The sequence below is a fragment of the Alistipes sp. An116 genome (genome assembly GCF_002161005.1).
GTDB lineage: Bacteria > Bacteroidota > Bacteroidia > Bacteroidales > Rikenellaceae > Alistipes > Alistipes megaguti.
The window spans coordinates 37030-60182 of the sequence record NZ_NFLR01000002.1 but is presented as its reverse complement, the minus strand read 5'-3'; the positions used below and the strand labels follow the sequence as shown (position 1 = coordinate 60182).

At 62.7% G+C, this 23153-nt stretch carries 17 protein-coding genes; 2 read left to right on the top strand and 15 right to left on the bottom strand.

The window, feature by feature from the left end:
- The first annotated feature begins 19 nt into the window (after window positions 1–19).
- Entirely contained in the window at window positions 20–2011 is a 1992-nt protein-coding gene (locus B5E60_RS01540; protein WP_087309136.1) for a glycoside hydrolase family 97 protein, read from the top strand.
- 227 nt (window positions 2012–2238) lie between these two features.
- On the opposite strand, the gene B5E60_RS01535 is transcribed toward B5E60_RS01540, so the two are convergent.
- The 8 genes from B5E60_RS01535 to B5E60_RS01505 form a co-directional block, all read right to left on the bottom strand.
- Window positions 2239–2532 carry a PG0541 family transporter-associated protein gene (locus B5E60_RS01535; protein WP_087309135.1) on the bottom strand — a complete coding sequence of 98 codons (294 nt, stop codon included), beginning with the start codon at window positions 2530–2532 and terminating at the stop codon, window positions 2239–2241.
- Window positions 2533–2585: 53 nt separating this feature from the next.
- Window positions 2586–5729 (bottom strand): efflux RND transporter permease subunit, encoded by a 3144-nt coding sequence (locus tag B5E60_RS01530; RefSeq protein WP_087309134.1) that lies wholly within the window; start codon window positions 5727–5729, stop codon window positions 2586–2588.
- A gap of 12 nt (window positions 5730–5741) precedes the next feature.
- Window positions 5742–6752: an efflux RND transporter periplasmic adaptor subunit gene (locus tag B5E60_RS01525; protein ID WP_087309133.1), complete on the bottom strand. Its 1011-nt coding sequence runs from the start codon at window positions 6750–6752 to the stop codon at window positions 5742–5744.
- Between the two features lie 34 nt (window positions 6753–6786).
- Window positions 6787–8106, bottom strand: coding sequence for a TolC family protein (locus B5E60_RS01520; RefSeq protein ID WP_087309132.1), 1320 nt, complete (start codon window positions 8104–8106; stop codon window positions 6787–6789).
- Between the two features lie 25 nt (window positions 8107–8131).
- A complete protein-coding gene (locus tag B5E60_RS01515; RefSeq protein ID WP_087309131.1) occupies window positions 8132–8767 on the bottom strand; it encodes a TetR/AcrR family transcriptional regulator in 636 nt (211 codons plus the stop codon).
- 147 nt (window positions 8768–8914) lie between these two features.
- A complete protein-coding gene (locus tag B5E60_RS01510; protein WP_087309130.1) occupies window positions 8915–9100 on the bottom strand; it encodes a DUF4855 domain-containing protein in 186 nt (61 codons plus the stop codon).
- Window positions 9037–9432, bottom strand: a complete 396-nt coding sequence (locus B5E60_RS13680) for a DUF4855 domain-containing protein (protein ID WP_143260622.1) — start codon at window positions 9430–9432, stop codon at window positions 9037–9039. The genes B5E60_RS01510 and B5E60_RS13680 overlap by 64 nt, the downstream gene beginning before the upstream one ends.
- A gap of 251 nt (window positions 9433–9683) precedes the next feature.
- On the bottom strand, window positions 9684–11372 hold the full coding sequence (locus tag B5E60_RS01505) for a peptide MFS transporter (protein WP_087309129.1): 1689 nt from the start codon (window positions 11370–11372) through the stop codon (window positions 9684–9686).
- A 240-nt stretch (window positions 11373–11612) separates the two neighbouring features.
- Between B5E60_RS01505 and B5E60_RS01500 the strand changes: the two genes are divergently transcribed.
- On the top strand, window positions 11613–13658 hold the full coding sequence (locus B5E60_RS01500; RefSeq protein WP_087309128.1) for an alpha-amylase family glycosyl hydrolase: 2046 nt from the start codon (window positions 11613–11615) through the stop codon (window positions 13656–13658).
- Window positions 13659–13910: 252 nt separating this feature from the next.
- Here the strand turns inward: B5E60_RS01500 and tpx are convergent, their stop codons facing one another.
- The 7 genes from tpx to B5E60_RS01465 form a co-directional block, all read right to left on the bottom strand.
- Window positions 13911–14423 carry a thiol peroxidase gene (gene tpx / locus B5E60_RS01495; protein ID WP_087309127.1) on the bottom strand — a complete coding sequence of 171 codons (513 nt, stop codon included), beginning with the start codon at window positions 14421–14423 and terminating at the stop codon, window positions 13911–13913.
- 337 nt (window positions 14424–14760) lie between these two features.
- Window positions 14761–16074, bottom strand: coding sequence for an amidohydrolase family protein (locus B5E60_RS01490; protein ID WP_087309126.1), 1314 nt, complete (start codon window positions 16072–16074; stop codon window positions 14761–14763).
- A gap of 22 nt (window positions 16075–16096) precedes the next feature.
- Window positions 16097–16573, bottom strand: coding sequence for a DUF1573 domain-containing protein (locus tag B5E60_RS01485; RefSeq protein ID WP_087309125.1), 477 nt, complete (start codon window positions 16571–16573; stop codon window positions 16097–16099).
- Between the two features lie 7 nt (window positions 16574–16580).
- The gene (locus B5E60_RS01480) at window positions 16581–17270 is read right to left on the bottom strand and encodes a TonB family protein (RefSeq protein WP_204246424.1); all 690 of its coding nucleotides are present in this window, start codon (window positions 17268–17270) and stop codon (window positions 16581–16583) included.
- Window positions 17271–17274: 4 nt separating this feature from the next.
- On the bottom strand, window positions 17275–17682 hold the full coding sequence (locus B5E60_RS01475) for an ExbD/TolR family protein (RefSeq protein ID WP_087309124.1): 408 nt from the start codon (window positions 17680–17682) through the stop codon (window positions 17275–17277).
- Window positions 17683–17688: 6 nt separating this feature from the next.
- Window positions 17689–18363, bottom strand: a complete 675-nt coding sequence (locus B5E60_RS01470; RefSeq protein ID WP_087309123.1) for a MotA/TolQ/ExbB proton channel family protein — start codon at window positions 18361–18363, stop codon at window positions 17689–17691.
- A gap of 26 nt (window positions 18364–18389) precedes the next feature.
- Complete coding sequence (locus B5E60_RS01465) at window positions 18390–23117, bottom strand: translocation/assembly module TamB domain-containing protein (protein WP_087309122.1); 4728 nt, start codon at window positions 23115–23117, stop codon at window positions 18390–18392.
- Between the last annotated feature and the right edge of the window lie 36 nt (window positions 23118–23153).

The window sequence follows — 23153 nt, the reverse complement described above, 5'->3', positions numbered from 1 at the left end:
CAAAACAGTTTAAACCCGAATGAAAAAAACGTTGCTGCTTGCCGCCGCCCTGCTCGTCACGGCAGCCCTTCCGGCTCAAAAACGCTACACGCTCGCATCGCCCGACGGCGCCCTGCAGACGACCGTCTCCGTCGGCGGAGAACTCTCCTACGACATCCGCCTCAACGGTCGTACGCTGCTCGAACCTTCGCCCCTGTCGCTGAGGTTGAACAACGGCTCGGTCTGGGGCCCCGATGCCCGCGTTGCCAAGGCGTCGCAATCGTCGGTTGATCAATGGGTCGCTTCGCCCTTCTACCGCGCCGATTCGATCCGCGACCACTACAACGCCCTCACGCTCCGCATGAAGGGCGGCTGGGAGGTCGAATTCCGCGCCTACGACGACGGCGTCGCTTACCGCTTTGTCAACCGTTCGAAGAAACCCTTCGCCATTCTGAACGAAGAGGTCGCCTACCGCTTCCCCGAGGACTTCACGGCCACGCTGCCCTACGTGCGGGCCGGAGAGGACGGCGACTGGGAAAAGCAGTACTTCAACTCCTTCGAAAACACCTACACCGTCGCACGGCTCTCGCAACTCAAAACCGGACGTCTGGCCTTCCTGCCGCTCGTCGTGGATGCCGGCCAGCAGGTGAAGATCTGTCTCACGGAGAGCGACCTGCGCGACTATCCCGGACTCTACCTCCGTAATCCGGACGGCGGAAACAACCTCTGCGGACAGTTCGCTCCGTGTCCGATCCGCACCCGGCCGGGCGGCTACAACGGAATCGAACATGTCGTGCTGGAACGCGCCGTCCATATCGCCGATGTTCCCGGACCGCGTACCTTCCCCTGGCGCGTCGCCATCATCGGAAACGATGCCGGAATTGCCGCCTCGAACCTGAGCTATCTGCTCGCCGAGCCTTCGAAGATCGACGACCTGTCGTGGATCCGCCCCGGAAAGGTCGCCTGGGACTGGTGGAACGCATGGAACCTTGCCGGCGTTGACTTCCGGGCCGGCATCAACACCGAAACCTACAAATACTACATCGACTTCGCCGCCTCGCAGGGCATCGAATACGTCATTCTCGACGACGGCTGGGCTGCCGGGAAGGGCGCCGACCTCATGCAGATCAATCCCGACATCGACCTGCGGCAGATCGTCCGGTACGCCGATTCGAAGGGCGTCGGGATCATTCTCTGGGCCGGATTCCACGCCTTCCAGCGCGACATGGAGGAGGTGTGCCGCCACTACGCCGAAATGGGCGTCAAGGGCTTCAAGGTCGACTTCATGGACCGCGACGACCAGCAGATGACCCTCTTCAACTCCCGGGCCGCCGAAACCGCCGCCAAATACCACCTCATCCTCGACCTGCACGGAACCCACAAACCCGCCGGACTGAACCGGACCTGGCCCAACATCCTCAACTTCGAGGGCGTACACGGTCTGGAGCAGATGAAATGGAGCTCGCCGAAGGTCGACCAGATGAAATACGACGCCACGATCCCCTTCATCCGTCAGGCCGCCGGCCCGATGGATTACACGCAGGGCGCCATGATCAACGCCACGCGCCAGGGTTTTCACCCCAACTACACGGAGCCGATGAGTCAGGGCACGCGTTGCCACCAGCTGGCCCTCTACGTCGTGCTGGACTCCCCGCTCAACATGCTCTGCGACTCCCCGACGAACTACCTCCGCGAAGAGGAGTGCACGTCGTTCATCGCCCGGATCCCCACCGTGTGGGATGAAACCCGGATTCTGGACGGCCGCATCGGCGAATACATCGTCACCGCACGCCGCAAGGGCTCAACGTGGTACATCGGCGGCATCACCGACTGGACGCCCCGCGACCTGAAGATCGACCTCTCGTTCCTGGGCGGCAGTCTCCAGGCTGAACTCTTCCGCGACGGGGTGAATGCCGACCACAAGGCCTCGGACTATCGCCGCGAAGAGATCCGCATCGATACCGCCGAGCCGTTTGCCGTCCATCTGGTGCCGGGCGGCGGATTCACGCTGAAGATTCAACAGGGGGAATAAGCCCCGGACACTCGAAAAGGCCCCCGTACGACGCATCGTACGGGGGCCTTTTCTTGCCGGCAGAGAGGACCTTTGGATGGCGGCGGGAGAGCCTTGCCGTGCCGGCGGAAGGAGTTTCCGTCATCCCGGCAGGAGGGACCCTGTCATCCGGCTGGTGGGTCTTGACTCCCCGGCGGGTGGGTCTTGGCTCCCCGGCGGGTGGGTCTTGGCTCCCCGGCGGGTGGAACTCAGAAGCCCCCCTCGACGGTCCAGTAGAAGGCGCGCGAACCCTGCATCCGGGTCGAGGCATCCAGTTCGCGCAGGGCCGTCATCAGCGGTTCGAGCTGTTCGTCGTCGATGATGGCCAGAATCGAAGCATTCATCGACGGCCAGGCGTGCGTCCCGTAGTGGGGTTCGCCGTCCACCGAGCCGCGGCCCTGGGTCAAGGCCCACTTCGTAAAGCCCCGGATCCCCTGCTCGTCAAGAATGGCGTGCACACGATCCGTCAGTGCCTGGTTATAGGATAAAAATACGGCTTTCATGGTATGGTTGGTTCTCGTTGTTTGTTGTCTGTTCTTGTGCAGGGGCCGGCCGGTCAATGGCTCCCGGCCTGGTGCATGGTCGCCTGACGGGCCAAACGACGCTGCTCGCGACGCCGGGAACGGTGGACCAGAATCGAATAGAGCACCGGCACGATGAAGAGCGTCAGGATGGTCGAGAAGGTCAGTCCGCCGATCACAGCAATGCCCATCGGCTGCCACGTCTCCGAACCGGCTCCCGTGCCGATGGCCAGCGGCAGCATGCCCAGCACCGTCGTGAACGAGGTCATCAGCACCGGACGCAGACGGCTCTTGCCGCCCGCTATCACCGCCTCGAAGACACCCGACCCCCGTTCGATCAGCAGGTTCATGTAGTCCACCATCACGATGCCGTTCTTCGTCACGATGCCCACCAGCATGATCGCACCGATCAGCGCGATAAGCGACAGCGGCGTCGAGGTCAGCCACAACGCCAGGAAAACCCCCGTGAAGGCAAACGGAATGGTGAACATGATGATGAAGGGGAACTTCAGCGACTCGAACTGCGTGGCCATGACGATGTAGACCAGAATGACGATCAGCACGAACAGCGTCAGCAGATCCGAGAAGGCATCGCCCTGATCCTCGACCGTACCGCCCACCTCGAGATCCACGCCGTCGGGCGTCGGGTAATCGGCAATCAGGCGGTTGAGTTCGGCCACCACGTCGCCCAGCGCCACCCCCGCACCGAGCGTCGACTCGACGGAGATGACCCGCTGACGGTTCTCGCGCTCGATCATCGGCGCCGCATACTCCTCCTCGACGCGTCCCACCTCCTTGAGCTTCACGGGACGCCCCTGAGCGTTGTAGAGCGTGATGTTCTCGACATCCTCCACCCGCGTGCGGAACGGTTCGGCGTAGCGGACCACAATGTCGTATTCGTCACCGTCCTCGCGGTATTTCGAGGCCACCAGTCCGTCGATGCGGTTGCGCACGGCCTGCGAGGCCGTCGCACTGTTCATCCCGTAGTAGGCCAGCCGCTCGCGGTCGAAGACCACGTTGTACTCCGGGCGCAGGTCGTCGCGCGAGAGCTTCACGTCGCGCACCCCCGGCAGCGCGCGCATCCGCTCCTTCAGATCGTTCGCCACGGCATTCGTCACATCCATGTCGTAGCCGAAGACCTTCACGTCGGCCGTCGCCGCTCCGCCGACCATGCCGCCCATCGCTCCGCCCGGCGTGACCGTATACTGCCGGATCTCGGGTATGCGGTCCAGGTCCTGACGCAGCAGGTCCGAAATGACGTAGATCGACCGCTCGCGCCCCTCGACGTCGGTCAGTCGCAGGTTGTAGTTGATGAGGTGCGAACCGGTGGTCTGCATCGCCGCAAAGGCATCGTCCGACGAGTTGGCTCCCGCCGAGGCCGAAACCAGCACCACCTCGGGATATTTCGCGTAGAGAATGCTGTCGATCTGACGGGCGATGCGCGAGGTGTACTCCACCGAAACGTTCTGTTCGAGTTCGACCGTCGCCGCAATGCGGTTGTTGTCCGACGGCGGGAAGAACTCCGTCGGGACCTGCGTCAGCAGCCCCAGCGAGAGCACGAAGAGCGACATCATCGAGATGACCGTCAGCCGGCGGTGGTGAACCACCCAGTCGAGCGAACGCGCATAGGCATTGTCGAGCCACGCCAGCGCCCGGTCGATCGGTTTGTAGACGACGCCCAGTCCGCGGCAGGTATGGACGCCGCCCTCGCGTTTGAGCAGGTAGGCCGACATCATCGGCGTCAGCGTGATGGCCGCCGCCGTCGAGACGCACACCACGATCGTCACGATCCACCCCAGCTCGCGGAACAGAATGCCCGCCATGCCCGGAACCAGCGTCAGCGGCAGGAACACCGCCACAACCACCAGCGTCGTGGCAATGACCGACAGCCACACCTCGTTGGTGGCGTAGATCGAGGCCTCCTTCGGCGTCGAACCCCGCTCGATATGGGTGGTGATGTTCTCCAGCACCACGATGGCATCGTCGACCACCATGCCGATGGCGATCGACAGCGACGAGAGCGAGATGATGTTGATCGTCGAGTCCGTGGCGAAGAGGTAGATGAACGAACAGATCAGCGAGACGGGGATCGTCATGCAGATGATCAGCGTCGCCCGCCAGCGCCCCAGGAAGATCATCACCACCAGCACCACGAAGATAAAGGCATAGAGAATGGTCTCCGACAGCGACCCGATGGCATCGGTGATCTCCTGCGAACCCTCGAAGATCAGCTCCATCTTCACGTCGCGCGGCAGACTCTTCTGGATGGCCGGCAGCCGCGACTCGATCTCGCGGACGATATTGACCGTATTGGCCCCCGACTGCTTCTGGAACATCACCCGAACGCCCCGCTGGCCGTTGACCCGCTCATCCATGGTGGCCTTCTCGAGCGTGTCGCGGATCTCGGCCACGTCCGAAAGCATCACCGTGCGTCCCCCGGCGTTCGACACCACCACCTGGCGCAGTTCGTCCGAAAGGCGGAACTCTCCGTCGGCCTTGATGTTGAACGTATTGTTGCCGATGTCGATCGTGCCGCTCGGGATGTTGACATTCTCCGCGGCGATGATCTGCCCCAGCTGCTCGACCGTCAGGTTGTAGGCCTCCAGACGCGCCGGGTCGACATTCACCTGCACCTCGCGCTCCGGGGCCCCCATCACCGTGACGGCCCCCACGCCGTCGACCCGGTTCAGGACGTTGACCAGCTTGTCGTCGAGAATCTTGCTCAGCGCCGGATAGCTCTCCTCGGCCGTCACCGCCAGCATCATGATCGGCATCATCGACGACGAGAACTTGAAGATCGTCGGGTACTCGATCCCGTCGGGCAGCAGCGACTGCACGCGCGACACCGCATCGCGGATCTCGTTGGCCCCCTCGTCGAGGTCCGACCCGTACTCGAACTCCACGGTGATCATCGAAACGTTGTCCTGCGACTTGGAGGTCAGCTTCTTGAGGTTGCTCACCGTATTGAGGTTGTCCTCCAGCACGCGCGTGATGTTGGTCTCGATCTCGGCGGCGTTCGCCCCCGGGTACATCGTGATGACCGAGATCTGCGGAATCTCGATCTCGGGATACTGGTCCACAGCCAGGTTCTTCAGCGAGAAGAGCCCCAGCACCATCACCCCGACAAATATCAGCACCGTGGAGATCGGCTTGCGTACGGCACTTTCGTAAATCTTCATCGGCTGTTGCTTTTACTCCTGTTTGACTTCCACCGGCGCCCCGTCGTAGAGTTTCGACAGCGCCGTCACGGCCACCTGCTCGCCCGCGGCCACACCCCGCAGGATGTCGACCCGGTCACCCACCTGGCGCCCCACCTCCACCGAACGCCGTTCGGCCACCGAATCCCCCACGATGACGTAGAGGTAGCGTTCGGCCGACCCCATCTGCTTCTGCACAGCCACGTCGGGGACCATCACCCCCGGTTTGCTGCCCATGTCGAACCGCGTGCGGGCGTACATCCCCGGGCGGAGGATCCCCTCGGAGTTCGGCACGCGGACCTCCACCTTGAAGGTCCGCGTCGCCGGGTCCAGCGCCGGATAGATCAGCGACACCTCCCCGGCAAACGCCTTCTCGGGGAAGATTTCCACCTGCAGCTCGACCGGCATACCGACCTTCACCTGCGGAAAGAACTGCTCCGAGATGTTGACGATGACCTTCAGCGGATTGATCTGCATGATGTGCAGGATCGGCTGCTGCGCGAAGAGGTCGCCCGACTCGTAGTTGCGCGCCGTGACCACCCCCGTGATCGGCGAACGCACCTCGATGTTCTTCTTCAGGTTGGCAACCACCTCGCGCTGCACGTCCAACTGCGCCCGCGCCTGTTCGATCTGCTGCGCCGAAATGCCACCGGCCTCGTAGACCGGCAGCAGGCGGTTGTAGTCGCTCTCGATGGTCTGCAGCTGGACGAGCTGCTGCGTATACTGCGTCGGGTCGAGCGACACGACCAGCTGTCCGGCGTGCACCTTGTCGCCCACCTCCACCCAGATGCGGTCGATATGCACGCCCGTGGCCGCCGGCGTGATGTCGTTCTCGCGGTAGGGTTCGATCTCCGAGGTGAACTCCTCCGTCAGACGCACCGTCGTACTGTCGGCCGCCACGCAGCGCGTCAGCACCCCTTTCGTCTCCGTTGCGGGGCCCGCACCCCGGTTGCCCGTGCAGCCGGCCGTCAGGACCGCCGCCATCATCCACAGCATCTTTTTCATGGTTCTATCCTTGCCGTTTGTCCGTTATTCGATGTCACTGTTCCCGCCCCACGATCCGGTCGTACTCGGCCTTGGCCGAAAGGTAGTCGTAGATCGCCTGCGAATAGTTCAGCTGCGCCTGGGTCTGCGACAGCTGGGCGCTGTTCAGTTCGAGGATCGTCCCCGCTCCGGCCCGGTAGCGCGTGTCGGAGATCCGGTAGGCCTTGCGCGCCTGTTCGACGGTCAGCTCCTGCGCGAACATCGTCTCGCGCGCCGTCAGCAGGTCGTTCAGCGCCGAGCGCACCTGCACGTCCAGCTGCTGCCGCGCATAGGTGCGCTGCAGGGAGGTCTGCGCAATCTGGTTCTTCAGCTCTCGCGACCGGTTCATGCGCGTCAGACCCGCAAAGACCGGCACCGACAGCTGCACCCCCACCGAGATCGGATGGGTCCAGAAATAACGCGAATCGTCCCCGCTGCCGAAACCCATGAAGGGCTCCATGTCGTTGCCCGTCCAGGAGGCCGTGCCGAAGGCCGCCAGCGTCGGCAGACGTCCGGCGTTGGCCGCCCGCAGCGACCGCCTCAACAACTCCTCCTGCAGTTCGAGCGTGCGCAGGCTGCTGTTGCGCGACACGTCGGCCGTCAGACCGTCGGTCCCGGCCAGCACCTCGCCGCGCAGCGCGTCGAGCGACCCCTCGACCTCGATCTCCACCTGCTCGGGGATCGACAGGTACATCTTCAGCATCAGCTTGGCCAGCTTGATCGAATTCTCGGTCTGGAGGATCGTCGGCCGCAGGTTGCTCAACTGCACCTGGGCCGTCAGCAGGTCATACTCCGACATCAGGCCGTGGTCGTACTGCACCTGCGTGTCGTCGACCGTGCGCTGCACCGTGGCCTCCGATTCGCGCAGCACCGCCAGCGACTGTTCGGCCAGCAGGATGTTGTAGAAGGCCTTGCGCACCTCGGCCACCAGGTCGATGCGCGACGAACGCGCCGCCTCGACCGCCGCCGCACGCTGTGCGTCGTTCATCTTCAGCGTCCGGTAGACCGACGGCGCAAAGAGCGGCAGCGTCAGGTCGCCCTGCAGCGCAAAGGTGTTGTCGGCGCCGAACGACAGCCCGCCCCGCATCTCCGACTTGACGATCGAACGCGTATAGTTGCCCGAAGCCGTGAGTTGCGGCAGCAGCGATCCCCACGTCTGGCGCCGCACGTAGTCGTAGCGCGCGACCTCCATGTCGGCCACCTTCACGGTCGGGTTCTCACTCAGGGCCAGTTCGAGCGCCTGCTCCAGCGTCAGGCGCATCTGCCCCGCCGCATCAGAAACGCCCGCAAGAAGAGCAAGCATCCCCACGGCGAGCGTATACAGCATTTTTTTCATGGCGTGTCGGATGTTTTGTCATGAACTAGGATTTCGGCACTCCGCAGGCCGGCGAAACGTAGCGTTTGCGATAGTCGTCGACCAGCCGCAGCCCCTCGGGGGTCGATATCCCCCGGAAAAAGGTGCTGACGACCTGCAGGTAGGCCTCGCGTTCGCTCATGCCGTCGGGCAGCAGCAGATCCTTGCGGTCGGTGACCGCCGAGGCCGTATAGTAGAGGACCGAAATGGCCAGCTCGATATTGATCGTCGCGACAAACAGACCGTCGGCAATGCCCCGTTCGAGCATCTGTCGCAAGTCGCGACGGCTCTTGGCCGAGCCTTCGCTCATCAGCCGATCGTACACCGCCGGATAGAACTTCCGCAGGCTGTTCAGCAAGCGATGGACGGACTCCGAGTCGTTCAGCACGCAGTCCAGCACCCGGAACATCGCCTCGAGGACATTGCCCGCACCGGCTCCGGCCCGTTCCCGTTCGAGGCGTTTGCATTCGAACCAGTGTTCCATGGCCAGATAGAGCAGGCTCTCCTTGTCGCCGAAGAGCTCGTAGAGCGTACGTTTCGAGACGCCCAGCTGACGGGCGATATCGTCCATGCGGACGGATTTGATCCCCTCCGACACAAACATCTGCATCGCCTGAGCGACGATACGATCCTTCTGATCCATGGTATAGAGTGTTGTCCGAATACAAAAATAAAAAATAAACCGGAAAAACCAAAAGAGTTTTCCGGTTCGTCCCGCAAAGATTCGGCCAAACCGTCGCCCGGCCGGGCCCGCCCCATTCCAAACGGACCTGTCCCTTTCAAAAAAGCCCTACCCGTAGTAGAGCGAGTGAATATTGTCGTTGGTGGAGTATTTCAGGTTCCGCACGGCATCGTCGCCCACATAATAGGCCATAGTCTGCGTCTCCCAGGCGCCGTACTCCTTGAAATACTTCATGTAGCTGCGCAGACGGTTGGCCTTGACCGGATCGTTGAGCAGCGTGTCGTCGAACTCCATCTTTGAGGCTGCTCAGGTAATCTCTCGAAATAGCAGTCGATCAGCTCCTGCCAATCCTCCTTGTGGGCCGAATTGAGGCCATACCCGTCGGCAAAGGCCCTTTCGGTAGCTACCACCCCGTTGTACTGCCCCGAATACATGAACTCCAGGAGCAGGAAGGCTTCGAAAAGCAGATGCTTCCCGCCGTCGGGGTTCGTGTGGTTGGCATAGACCGAACGGAGCAGGCTCCGCCCGACCCCTTCGAACCGTCCCGAACCCAGCACGCCGACAATCGAGCCGAACAGCGCGCACATCGACCACTCGATTTCCATGTTCCGTTTGGGTTCCATCATCTCTTGTCCGGTTTGTCCATCTTATTAAACAGCCGGCTATCTTACACTACAACAACCTGAAATACAATACAATAAATAAAACACACCCGTGTTTATACAAAAAATCACCTTTTATTTTATAATCAAAAAATTGACGTTATCGGAGGGAGTCTCTCAAAGGACAAGTTAACCGGAGTCTGAACACCGGTCGATGATGCAAAGACGGGCCCGGACGATCAGTCGTCCGGGCCCGTCTTCAGTGCAGGTCGGCCTCAGGCCGCCGTGGCATTTTCGAGTTTGCGCATGATCGAGAAGATGAAGAGCGCCGAGAGCAGGCACAGCACGATCAGCACGCTCCAGACCATCCACAGCGCCATGCCGCTACCCCACAGATAGCCGATCAGCGAGGTGGCGTAGTTGCCGATGGCCGTGGCGGCAAACCAGCAGCCCATCATCATACCCTTGTACTTCGGAGGGGCCACCTTCGAGACAAACGAGATTCCCATCGGCGAGAGCAGCAACTCGGCGAACGTCAGCACCAGATAGGTCGAAATCAGCCAGTTCTGCGAGACAAACTGATCACTCGCCCCGGCAGCCTTCACCTCGGCCGGCGACATCAGTCCCACCGAACCGATGGTCAGGATCAGGAAGCCCAACGCGGCGATGATCATACCCAGACCGATCTTGCGCGGAGCCGAGGGCTCCTTGCCCTTGCGGGCCAGAGCCGTGAAGATGGCCACCGAAATCGGCGTCAGACCCACCACGTAGAAGGGGTTGAACTGCTGGAACTCCTGCGGCAGGATGTGAACCGGATCGGGCGTAAGCGTATAGCGGTAGATCAGCACGCCGGCGGCTACGACCACGGCGGCGGCCGAGATCAGTTTGCCGCGCCCCTTCTCCGACTGGAAGAAGCCCACGATGCCGTAGACTCCCACCAGCACCAGCACCAGATTGAAGATATCGAAGCCCATGCGCGTAATGCCCGTCGCCTCGGAGGTCGTGTAGTCACGCGCGAAGAAGGTCATCGTCGAGCCGTTCTGGTGGAAGGCCATCCAGAAGAAGATCACCACCGCGAAGACAAGCATCAGCGCCGTGATGCGCGACTTGGTCTGTGCCGGAGTCAGTTCGGCCGTCTTCACACCGGCGGAGGTGGCGGCGGCTGCCTGCTGCTTGGCCGTCACGTCGGCATGCTTGAACGTCTTGCGGAAGCCCACGTAGATCAGGTAGGAGACAACCAGCGAGAGGCACGCCACACCAAAGCCCATGTTGTAGGCCGTCGAAAGCTTGTCGATATAGTGGCGCGAGAATTCGCCCAGATCGGTGATCGTCGTACTCATCGAGGCGGCCAGCTCCTGCAGTTTGGCCAGCGGTTCGGCGGGCATCTGCCCGCCCAGCTCGAGGTACTGGTGAGCCAGGGCCGGGATCTGTCCGTTGTAGATCAGACCGTCCTGGGCCAGGAAGTGGTTGGTGATCCATTTGGCCATGCCCGGGGCGAACATCGCGCCGATGTTGATGGCCATATAGAAGATCGAGAAGGCGTTGTCGCGTTTGGCCTGGTAGGCGGGGTCATCGTAGAGGTTGCCCACCAGCACCTGGAGGTTCCCCTTGAAGAGACCCGTACCGCAGGCGATCAGCGCCAGGGCGCCGAACATCATCGCCTGACCCGCAAAGCCCGTACCCGTCGGGATCGAGAGCAGCGCATAGCCCGCGAACATCACGAAGATTCCCAGCGTGACCATCTTTCCGAAGCCGAACCGGTCGGCCAGAATGCCGCCGAAGAAGGGCATGAAATAGACCGCAGCCAGGAAGATGCCGTAGATCTGGGTCGTAACCGCTTCGGTATAACCGAATTTTGCCTGCAGAAACAGCGTGAAGATCGCAAGCATGGTGTAGTAGCCGAAGCGCTCGCCCGTATTGGCCAGCGAAAGGGCGTACAAACCTTTGGGTTGTCCTTTGAACATAGTTGATTTTGGATTTTAGAGAGTGGTTCTTTTTTGGTTTGACGACAAATTTAGAAATTTTTTCGAGATTTTCGAAGAACACAGGTTACCGTTTCGCAAAAAATGGGCCCCAAAATCCGCATTTTTTACCGACCGACCCCGCCGTTCTGAAAAAAATCCGCTCCCGATCCGACAAAAAACTCCCCGGCAGATGATGCCCGGCTCCGGGATTTTTCGTACATTTGTATAAACGACTCCCCTATGGAAAAAGAGAATACGACCCCGAAACGACTCCCGATCGTCGAACACGACGAGTGGCTACGGCCCGTCGAGGAGCAGATGAACGAGCGCCATGCCCGCTACGAGGCCAAGATGGCGGAGATCCTCCGCTCGGCCGGTTCGATCGTCGACTACGCCAACGGTTACCGCTACTACGGCTGGCAGTGGGACCCCACGCTCGACGGATGGTGGCTGCGCGAGTGGCTGCCCGGAGCGCAGGACGTCTACGTCTTCGGCGACTTCAACAACTGGCAGCGCACCGAGATCCGCATGCACCGTGACCAGGCCGGTGTCTGGAGCGCCTTCTTCCCCGCGGCGATGTACCGCGACCGCCTCACCCACGGATCGCTCTACAAGATCCATGTCCACGGCGATAACGGCTGGATGGACCGCATCCCGGCCTATGCCCGCCGCGTGGTGCAGGACGAGCAGACGAAAAACTTCACCGCCCAGTTCTGGCAGCCGGCCGAGCCCTTCGACTGGCAGGGCGACGCCTTCGACGCCTCGACGCTCGGCAGCCTGCTCATCTACGAGGCTCACGTCGGCATGGCCCAGGAGCGCGAAGGGGTGGGCACCTACCGCGAATTTACGGAGAAGATCCTCCCGATCATCAAGCGCGACGGCTACAACGCCGTGCAGCTGATGGCCATCGCCGAACACCCCTACTACGGTTCGTTCGGCTACCACGTCTCGAGCTTCTTCGCCCCCACGTCGCGCTGCGGAACCCCCGAGGAGCTGAAGGAGCTGATCCGCCGCGCCCACGAGATGGGGCTGGCCGTCATCATGGACCTCGTCCACGCCCACTACGTCAAGAACCTCAACGAGGGAATCAACGAACTCGACGGTACGGACCACCTCTACTCGCGTCCGGGCGAGGAGGGAAACCAGCCCTACTGGGATTCGAAACTCTTCGACTACGGGAAACCGGAGGTGCAGCACTTCCTGCTCTCGAACATCAAGTACTGGCTCGACGAGTTCCACTTCGACGGATTCCGCTTCGACGGCGTCACCTCGATGATCTACCACCACCACGGTTACGTCACGTTCGATTCGCGCGACCGCTACTTCGACGCCGGCGTCAACGAGGATGCCATCACCTACCTCACGCTGGCCAACCGCCTGATCCACGAATTCCGCCCGGCGGCCGTCACCATCGCCGAAGACGTGAGCGGAATGCCCGGCATGTGCATCCCGATCGACGACGGCGGCATCGGATTCGACTACCGCCTCGGCATGGCCATCCCCGACTTCTGGATCAAGCTGCTGAAGGATATTCCCGACGAGGAGTGGAACATCTGGGAGATGTGGTCCGTCATGACCGACCGTCTGCCCCAGGTCAAGACCGTCGCCTACGCCGAATCGCACGACCAGGCCCTCGTAGGCGACAAGACCATCGCCTTCCGTCTGATGGACAAGGAGATGTACTTCCACATGGACCGCGCCTCGCAGAACCTCATCATCGACCGCGGCATGGCCCTGCACATGATGATCCGGCTGATGACGATCTCCACCGGCGGACAGGCCTACCTCAACTTCATGGGCAACGAGTTCGGGCACCCCGAGTGGATCGACTTCCCGCGCGAGGGCAACGGCTGGAGCTATGCCCATGCGCGGCGGCAGTGGTCGCTCTCGCGCAACCGTCTGCTGCGCTACTCGTGGCTGGGGGATTTCGACCGGGCGATGATCCGGCTGGTCAAGAAATACAGGGTCCTCGCGGACGGCTATCCGTGGAACCTGCTCATGGACGAGCACAACAAGACGATGGCCTTCTCGCACGGACGGCTGCTCTTCGTCTTCAACTGGCACCCCACGGCCTCGATCCCCGACTATGAATTGCCGGTGCAGGGCCCGGGCAAGTATGTGCCGATCCTCTCGACCGACGAGCGGCGTTTCGGCGGGCAGGAGCGGCAGTCGATGGACTCGGAGCACTTCTCGTTCAACGTCACGGGCGACGACGGGAAGGAGTACCCCCGCATCCGCATCTACAACACCTCGCGCACCGCAACGGTCTACCTGCGCAAGCGGTAGCAGACCGGAGGAGGGGACTGCATGAGGGGGGGGGAGCTCGTAAAGGGGCAACCCGGCAAAGGGGCATCCGGCGAAGGGACAAACCGGCAAACCGACAAAGGGGCAACCGGCGAAGGGGCAATCCGGCCAAAAAGCAATCCGGCCAAAAAGCAATCCGGCGAAGCACCGGCGATATCCGCAAAAAAAGGCGGCGATCCGCATGGGATCGCCGCCATTCTCCATTCAGTGAGCCGGAGTCATCCGCCCGGGTCTCTACGCGCCAACCAGCGTGCGGGCCACCTCAAGCGCCGCCTCGTAATCGGGCTCATGCGTCACCTCGGGGACATACTCCACGTAACGCACCCGATCGTCCCGGTCGACCACCACCACGCCCCGGGCCAACAGCCGGAGCCCCTCCAACACAAAGCCGTACTTCATGCCGAAATCCAGCTCGCGGTAGTCCGACAGGACATGCACCCGGTCGATCCCCTCGGCCGCGCAGAAACGTTTCTGCGCAAAGGGCAGATCCACCGAAATCGAGATCACAACCACCTCGTCGCCCAGCTTCGAGGCCTCGCGGTTGAAGCGGATGTTCTGCAGCGAGCAGACCGACGTGTCGACCGACGGGAAGATGCTGTAGATACGCACCCTGCCGCTGAAGCGATCCGACGGTACCGGCTGCAGCGCAGCATCGGTCAATGTAAACGAAGGGGCCTTCTCCCCCACCTGGCAGTGGCGGCCCTCCAGCTTCACGGGCCGGCCGCCGAATGTCACCTGATAATCCATCTCGTAAAATTTAGTTAGGTTTTAATAATTTTCCCGCAAATCCGGTGCCGCAGCCATTTGCCGCCAGCATCCGCAAAGACTCCCGTCCCAGGGCCCCGATATCCGGCATGCATGCCGGAGTCGGACACCGCAACGGCCGATCGGCGGAAGAAGGGAGAGGAGCCAAACACGAGATCAACCGACTGTCGTGATCAGCCGGCCACGAAATCACCCAAACGCAGGATCAACCGGCCGTCGGGGGATCAACCGGCCGTCGTGAGATCAGCCCGCCGTCGGGGGATCAGTTGGCCGTCGGGGGATCAGTTGGCCGTCGGGGGATCAGTTGGCCGTCGGGGGATCAGCCCGCCGTCGTGATGCGGCGCACCGCCTCGCCTACCCGGGCGTAGAGATCCGGCAGATCCACCCCGGCAATGCGGCGGTTCTCGACAACGATCCGTCCGTCGACCACCACCGTCTCGACGTCCGAAGCCTTGCCGCAGTAGGCCAGATTCGACACGACGTTGTGAATCGGCTGCAGGTGGGGTTTCTGCAGGTCGACGACAATCAGGTCGGCCAGCGCCCCTTCGCGCAGTACGCCCAGCTCCCCGTCGGCATACCCCATGGCCCGGGCTCCGTTGGCCGTGGCCATCCGCAGCACCTCCCAGGCCGGGAGGGCCGTCGGGTCTCCCGTAGCGGATTTCTGCAGGAAGGCCGCCGTACGCAACTCCTCCCACATGTCGAGGTCGTTGTTCGAACAGGTGCCGTCCGTGGCCACCGTCACCAGAGCCCCCACCCGAAGCATCTTCTCCACGGGAGCGACGCCGCTCGAGATCTTCATGTTGCTCTGCGGATTGTGCGATACGGTCACCCCCCGTTCCACGAGCGTCGCCAAATCGGAATCCGTGACATGGACACAGTGGGCGCCGATCATATGCGGCCCCAGAAGCCCCAGGGCATCGAGGTGTTCGACCGGCGTGCGGCCATAGCGCTCGCCCACGATCCGGATCTCGTCACGCGTCTCGGCGATATGGGTCATCATCCCCAGATCGAGCCGCTCGGCCAGCTCCCGTCCCCGCACCAGATTCTCCGGCGAGACCGTATAGGCCGAATGGGGCGCCACGGCGATCCGCACACGGCCGCTTCCGGCGGCGGCCCGTTCGACGGCCCGCTCCACCTGCGGAAAGACCTCCCCGATGTTCGAATCGAAGTAGTTGCAGCCCAGCACCGCCCGGATCCCCAGCCGCTCGGCCACCTCCACGCACCGATCCTCGTCATAGTACATGTCGACGAACGACGTCACGCCGCCCAGCAGCATCTCGACGATGCCGAGCGTCATGCCCAGCGCCACCTCGTCGGGCGTCTGCCGCGACTCGAAGGGCCAGATGTAGTCGTTGAGCCACTCCATGAGCGTGATGTCGTCGGCATAGCTGCGCTGAAGGGTCATGCCGGCGTGGCAGTGGGTGTTGATCAGTCCCGGCATGAGGAGTTTGCCGCGGCAGTCGATCTCGCGCAGACCGGCGTGTGCCGTGCGGAATGCCGCAGCCTCCGTCTCCGAGTCGGTAACCAGCGTCAGGCGGTTTGCGTCGACGCCCACCCAGCCCCGGAACGTGCGGGGGGCATCCTCCGCCGAGGTCATCGGCAGAACCGTAGCATTGGAAAAGAGTAGTGCCATCGTATTATATAGATATATGGTATTATTTGTTTCTGGGTTTCGGGGTTTTCGGACGCGTCTGCCGGCTGCGTTCCAGCTCCTCGTCGTCGAGCGAATTGCCCTGCACGGTGAGGATGTCGCGCCCGTCGACCGAATTGGAGTAGATCTGGATCACCTTGTTGAAGGCGCCGGGTTCACTCTTGTGCGGCTCGTAGATGATGCGGATCACCCCCGAATCGGCCGGAGCCACGGGGCGCTTCGAGAACGACGCCCGGATGCACGAACACGACGTGATGACGCGCACCAGCACCAACGGCCGTTCGCCGTCGTTCACGAAGCGGAATTCGTGCACCAGATCGTCGCCCCGGCGCGGCACGTCGCCGAAATTCCACGACGTCTCCTCCAAACGCAGATGGGCGCCCGCTCGCTGCGGCGCCTCACGACCCGCACGGGCAGTTTTTGCCGCGTAGGCCCCCGTCATGAGGAGGCTCCCGAGCAGCACGAGCAAAATTCGTTTCATCGGTTCGTCAATTCAGTGTGAATACATAGGTTATCGTTCCGCCCTGCACCGCGGCACGGCTCTCCGTGAAGCGCGCCTTGAGGGCCGCCTGACGTGCCGCCGCAACCAGTTCCGGAGCATCGGTCGTCGAACCCACCGGTTCGTAGGAGGCTCCCGTGACCCGGCCCCGTGCGTCGACCGTCACCCGGATCACCACCTTGCCGCTCTTGCCGCCCGGGTAGGACGGACGCGGCAGGTCGCCCACCAGTCCGCGGCCCTGAAGCCCCTTGTCCAGCTGGTCCAGTCCGTCGGGATTCAGACCCGGCCCCCGGCCCGAGGCCTTGTCCTCGCCCTCCCGGGCGCGCGGGTTGCCCGCATTGTCGGGTTCGTCCGCCCCGCCGCGGTTCATCTTGAAGAGTGCCTTCGGATTCGGGGTCTCGGTCACCTCGTCCTTGCCCGCAGCCTGGGCCACCTGCTCCACCGGAGCAGCCTCATCGTGGACGCGCGGCTCCTCGGCCACCTGCACCGGAGGCTGCGGCGGCTCCTCAGGCGCCGGCTCCGTGAAGTCGACAAGGATCGTGTCGCCCGGCTTCTCGAGCGCCGGCGTGAAGTCGAACGACACCGCGGCGAACGATCCCGCGAGCAGCACGCCATAGACCGCTGCCGCCACAATCGCCCACCGTCGCGGGGACCTGTTATCGGGATCATAGTAATACATACGGCTATCGCGGCGTGGTGGCCAGTATCAGTTTGTAATTGTTGTCCTTGGCGATGTTCATCACCTTGACCACCTCGTCGACGGCCACCGTCTTGTCGCAGTGCAGCGATACGGTGGGCTCCTTCTGCCCGTCGAGGCGCGCCTTGAGTGCCCGCTCGACCCCTTCGATCGAACCCACCTCGTTGCTCTCGACGTAATAGCGGTAGTGGCCGTTCTTCAGATCCTGCACCGAAACCGTCGTCATCGCCTTGTCCTTGAGCTGGTTCGAACTTTTGGGCAACATCAGCTTCAGGGCATTGGGGTTGATCAGCGTCGTGGCGATCAGCAGGAAGAGCAGCAGCAGGAACATCAGGTCGGTCATCGACGAGGCCGAAAACGATTTATCGACTTTCGAACCGTGTTTGATTGCCATGGCCGTCTATTTTTGAACGGGTTGATTCAGAATGTCCATGAAAGCGATCGAGTTGGCCTCCATCTGGAAGACCAGCTTCTCGATGCGGGCCACCAGATAGTTGTAGCCGAAGTAGGCCGGGATGCCGACGATCAGACCGCCGACGGTCGTCACCATGGCCACGTACATACCGCTGGCCAACAGCGCCAGGTCGACCGTACCGCCCGCCGCCGACATGTCCATGAAGGTCTGCACCATGCCGAGCACCGTGCCGAGGAAGCCCAGCATCGGGGCGCCGCCGGCAATCGTCGCCAGGAACGGAAGCCCGTTTTCGAGCTTCGAAACCTCGAGATTGGCCACATTCTCGATGGCCGTCTGCACGTCGCTCATCGGACGTCCGATGCGCTCGATGCCCTTCTCGACCATGCGGGCGATCGGCGTGTCGGTCTTCTTGCACAGGTTGACGGCCGTCGAGATCTTGCCGTCCGAAATGTAGTCGCGGATGCGGTTCATGAAGTTCATGTCCAGCACCGAGGCCTTGCGGATGGCCAGAAAGCGCTCCACGAAGATGAAGATCGTCACTCCCCCCAGCACCAGCAGCGGCCACATCAGCCAGCCGCCCTTGGTAAACAGCGTCCACAAGCCCATGCGGGTCTCTTCACTTACGGCCACCGCCTCGGCGGCCTGCAAAAATGTTGTCATAGCGTTTTGTGTGAATTATTGGTGTTTTACTTGATTGAATGCTCCTTTTTGATGCGGCGCCGCACGCTGTCCCCCGCCTGAACGGCAGGTTTTTCGATCTTCTCCGGCGAGGGGTCCTCCTCGTAGAGCGGCTCCGCAAGGCTGAACGGCTGCGGCCCCTCCTCCGCCTTGTCCGGGGCCGTTGCGGACTCCTTCGCGCGCTCCGACGCCTCGGCTGCCTCCTCGCAGGCCCGCTGCTCCGCCTTCCTGGCCTCGCGCAGCGTGCGACGCGCCATCCGGCGCGCCTTGCGGCGCTTGTTGGTGAAGCGCTCCCGGATCCGGTCGCGCAGGTCGCGCAGATTGTCGAAATCCTCCTTGAAGTAGACGCCCATGCCCGTCTCCTGCAGACCCTGGTTCTCGTCGAAACGGTCGATCGTCTGCGTGAAGGCCTTCAGCTTGAGTGTCCCGGCGCGGTCGATCAGGTAGGTGATGTAGGCCTCGCCCATGAAGTTCGACATCGTATTGTTGTTCACCGCCTGTTTGTTGTCGATCAGGTAGTTGCCCTCGACCTCGACGAAGAGGCGGTTGTTGATCAGGCTCTTCGACAGACCGAAGTCCACCTCGTCGCTCGTCAGCTCCGACTTGGGCCGGTAGCGGATCACCACGTTGTAGTCCGACGACGAGAGCCACGTGCTCACCATGTTCGAGACGAACTCCAGCCCCGTGGCCGCCGAGACCGAACTGCCGATGTTCGACGACGACTGCGACGTGCTCTCCGACATGAAGCTGTTGAAGAGCAGCAGGTAGAGGAACTGCGTGTCGACCGTCTCGGGGGTCGACAGCGCACTGGCCACCACGGCCGCCGTCTCGGGATCCGACCCCGGCACGCGCACGTCGAACGTGATGCTCGGGTTCGAAAGCGACTCGCCCAGGTGGATCACACACTCGACCGGCACCGAACGGTCGCCGCCCAGATTCTCCGACGTCCCCTGCAGCAGCGGCTGCAGCGACGCCTTGACCTTGTAGATGCCGTCGATGTTGAGCTGCGCCTCCATCGGCGAACCGGTCCACTGGATCGACGATCCGCTCTCGATCGTAAAGCGCTTGTTGATGATCTGTTGCAGCGAGAGCAGGAACGTTCCCTCCTCGATCGTATAGTCGCCGTTGATCATGAAGAGGTTTTCGCGGGGATTGATCTCGAGGTTCAGCGCCCCGGCGCCGCGTCCGCGCACCGTATTGCCCGCCACGTCGAGCTCCATCTCGACATTGGGCCGCACGTCAAGCGCCATGTTGATGTTCATGCTGCTGCCGGCGTTGAACTCCTGGCGCCGCCGGCGCTCGAACAAGAGTTTGCGCCGCGCCACATCATCCAGCGAGTCGATCCTGCGCGGCTGCACGAAACGTACGAAATCGGCACTCGAGATGTTCGAACGGCTCGACAACGGCATGACGAACGACGAATTCTCGTCCGTCGAGGCCGTAATGTCCATGTCCACCGAGCCCTTGTTGCCCGCAATGCGGGCCATGCCCGTGGCGTAGACCCGTCCGTGGAAGAGGTCGTTGTCCTCGGCCGTCGTATTGAGCACGAGCATCCGCTGCGGGGCCACCCGCACGTCGTAGGAGATGTTCGACAGGTGTTCGAGATTCAGATCGAAGTCGAAACGGCCGCGGTTGCCCTGCGGGTCGTAGACCGGGACGTTGGCGGCCTGGAAGCGGTTGTCGTGCACCGTGAGCAGCGCCTCGGGCATGGCGTAGGTCACCCGCGTGAAGTCGACCGTCGTGCGGAGCCCCGACACGCGGATCTCACCTTCCAGATCGGCCTCGCGGCCCTGCCCCTGCAACACCAGATCGGCCGAAGCCAGCCCCTCGGTCGAGGAGATCACCCCCGAGAGCAGCGGATCGAGCAGCCCCATGTCGAGGCTGTCGACATCCATCCGCACATAGTAGCGGCTGCGCGTCGGAGCGTAGAAGCCCCGCACGAGCGTATCGCGTTTCAGGCGGTTGGTGACCGTCACGCCGGCCCGGTTGCGGGCAAAGTCCCAGCGCGAGGCCAGCCGCATGGGCGGTGCCGGGATGTCGTTCACCTCGACGCTGTCGAGCAGGATGTCGGCCGTCACCTCGGCACCGCGCAGCACCGATTTCATCGTCGCCCGTCCGTTCGTACGCCCCTCGATGTAGTAGCCCATGCGTTCGGCCACCTGCGTGAAGGGCCCCAGGTCGAAGTTGCGCAGTGACAGGGTCAGCGAATCCTCGCGGCTGCGCGAGACAATGCCGTCCAGGAGCAGCTCCTGCTCGTCGTTCATCACGACGAAGTGGTCGATATCGACCCGCGCCGTATCGAGCTGGATGCGACGGGCGAAGATTTGCCAGGTCTTGTCGCCGCGCGTGATGTGCGAAGGCTGGATATGAAGTTCGACCACGCGGCCGTTGGGGCCGTTTTCGTCGGCCACCCGGGCCCGGAGCCCCATCAGGCCCGAAGTCCGGCGCGTCGTATCGTTGAATCCCGCCGAAAGCTCCACACGGCCCTGTTTGGCGCCGCCCGTGAGCGAGAGCTGCGGCAGGTGCAGGATCCCGGCATAGAGGTCCTCGGCCGAGGCGTAGAGGGCCAGCGAATCGCCCCGGTTCAGGGCATTGACCGAGAGGCGCGTGGCCAGCATCCGCCGCCGTTCGATGTATTCGGCCGAGGCCTTGAGCGAGAACTGGTCGCTGGCCGGATTGAAGAGCAGCTGCATCGACGCTCCGTCGGCAATCTGAAGCCCCGCGGCCACGGCATCGGCCACCGGATTGAAGTTGTGGATGTTGACCGACAGCAGCGAGAAGTCGTTGGCCACGGCCGTCTTGCGCGCCACGGAGTCGGCCGCCGGCTCGCCGCGCCCCAGAATCGGCAGATAGCGCCAGGCGCTCCGCCGCAGATACTCGAAGACGGTGCGGTAGCTGGTCTTCGAACGGAAGGTGGCGTCGGCAAAGTCCGAACGCAGTTCGACGAACTTGCTGTCGGCCGAGTTTTCACCGCGCACGTCGATCTGCGCGGCGGTGACCTCCTTGTCGTTGTAGCGGTAACGGGCGTCCGAGACGCGGATCGAACCGTTCAGGTCGTCGAGCGAGCGTCCGCTGGCGTTGGCCTCCAGAAAGGCCGAGAGCCGCGACACCGAATCGCGCTGGTTGATCTGCAGCCGGGCCAGGTCGGCATGACGCAGATCGAGCGAAAAGTCGTAGTTGGGAACCGTATCGTTGAAATCGACCTTGCCGAAGAAATCGAAATCCAGATTGGGGTCGCGGGCCGCGATCCGGCCGTCGAATTCGCGGTTGCGGAGCCGGCCGTCGAGCCGCAGCGAGTCGTAGACGTAGCCGTTGAAGCCCAGATCGGCGACCGTGCCCGCGATGTTGGCATCGGCAATGCCCCGGCCGATCATGCCGTCGATGCGGGCCGTGAGCGAGGCGTCACCCAGCAGCTCCTCGCGTCCGAGCAGTTCGCCCAGCCGGAAGTTGCGCGTCTCGACCCGTCCGCGGATCGAGCTCATGCCCCGCCTGAGGGGAGCCATCTCCAGCGAGCAGGAGACCTTGCCCACACCGGTGGCGGCCCCCAGACGCATGTCGAAGGCCGAGAGGCGTCCGACGAAGCGTCCCTCGAGGTCCAAACGCCCCGAATTCCCGACCACCGAGGCCACCTGTTCCGGAAGGCCGCTTCGGGCAATGGACCACGAAAGGCGGTCGAGGGCCTCGGCCGTCGACTGCAGCCGCGAGAGCGTGATGTCGAAACGCGTCGTGCGGATCTCGGGCAGACCGCGGACGGCCAGTTCGGCCGCCAGATGCGTCTCACGGTCGAGGGTCAGACGGCGGATCCGCCCCGTGAAGTCGGCCACCGTACCCGTCAAGTCGAGATCGGCCTCCGAGAAGTCGACGTGCCAGTCGCGCAGCGAGGGGGCAAACCAGGCGATGTCGTCCGACGAGACCTTCGAATCGCGGAGCGCCGCGTCGATCCGCACCTCGTTGACGAAGTCGCGGTACTCGTTCCACGAATTGCCCACGAGCGAGATGTAGGGGATGTGGATATCCGACCGGCGGGTGCGGATCTCCGTATCCTCGAATCCCAGACACCCCTGCGTCATGTAGAAGCGTCCCGAGAGGCGTTCGAGTTCGAAGCCGCTCCGTTCGCGGGCCGCCAGGCGTTCGATCGAGGTATAGATGGCCTGGCCGTCGATGGTGAAATCCTCGACGAAGGCTGTCATGTCGCAGAGATGCATGTGGGCGAAATCGATGCCGAACTCCGGATCGCGGCGGTCGAGGCGCTCCAGACAGAGCTCCATGCCGTCGATCGAGGCCTTGCGCAGCCGCAGCCGGAAGTTGCCCTTCTTCTCGCGGTCGGGGTCGGAGATGCGGTTGACGACCTGCTTGATGTTCATCTCGCCCGAGGGGGTCTGACGCAGGTAGAGCCGCGCATCGGCAATCTCGCCGCGGCTGAACTCCAGCCCGCCGCCCAACAGCCCCAGGCTGGTGACATAGGTGTTCAGATGGCCGACATAGAAGAGCGTATCGCGCTGATAGTCCTCGACATAGAAACCGTCGACACGGATCCGCGAGAAGAGTCCGATGTCCACGTGGTCGATCGAAACGGTGGTCTCCAGCCGCCGCGACACCAGCTCGGCCAGACGGTCCACGACGAAGTTCTGCACCGAGCGGATATCCAGCAGCAGCGACAGCCCCAGGGGAAGAATTATCAGCAACAAAACCGCCGCCGAGAACACCATTCCCAATATTTTTATACCTTTGCGCATCGGAACACCGTTATAACTGGCAAAGTTAGCGAAAAA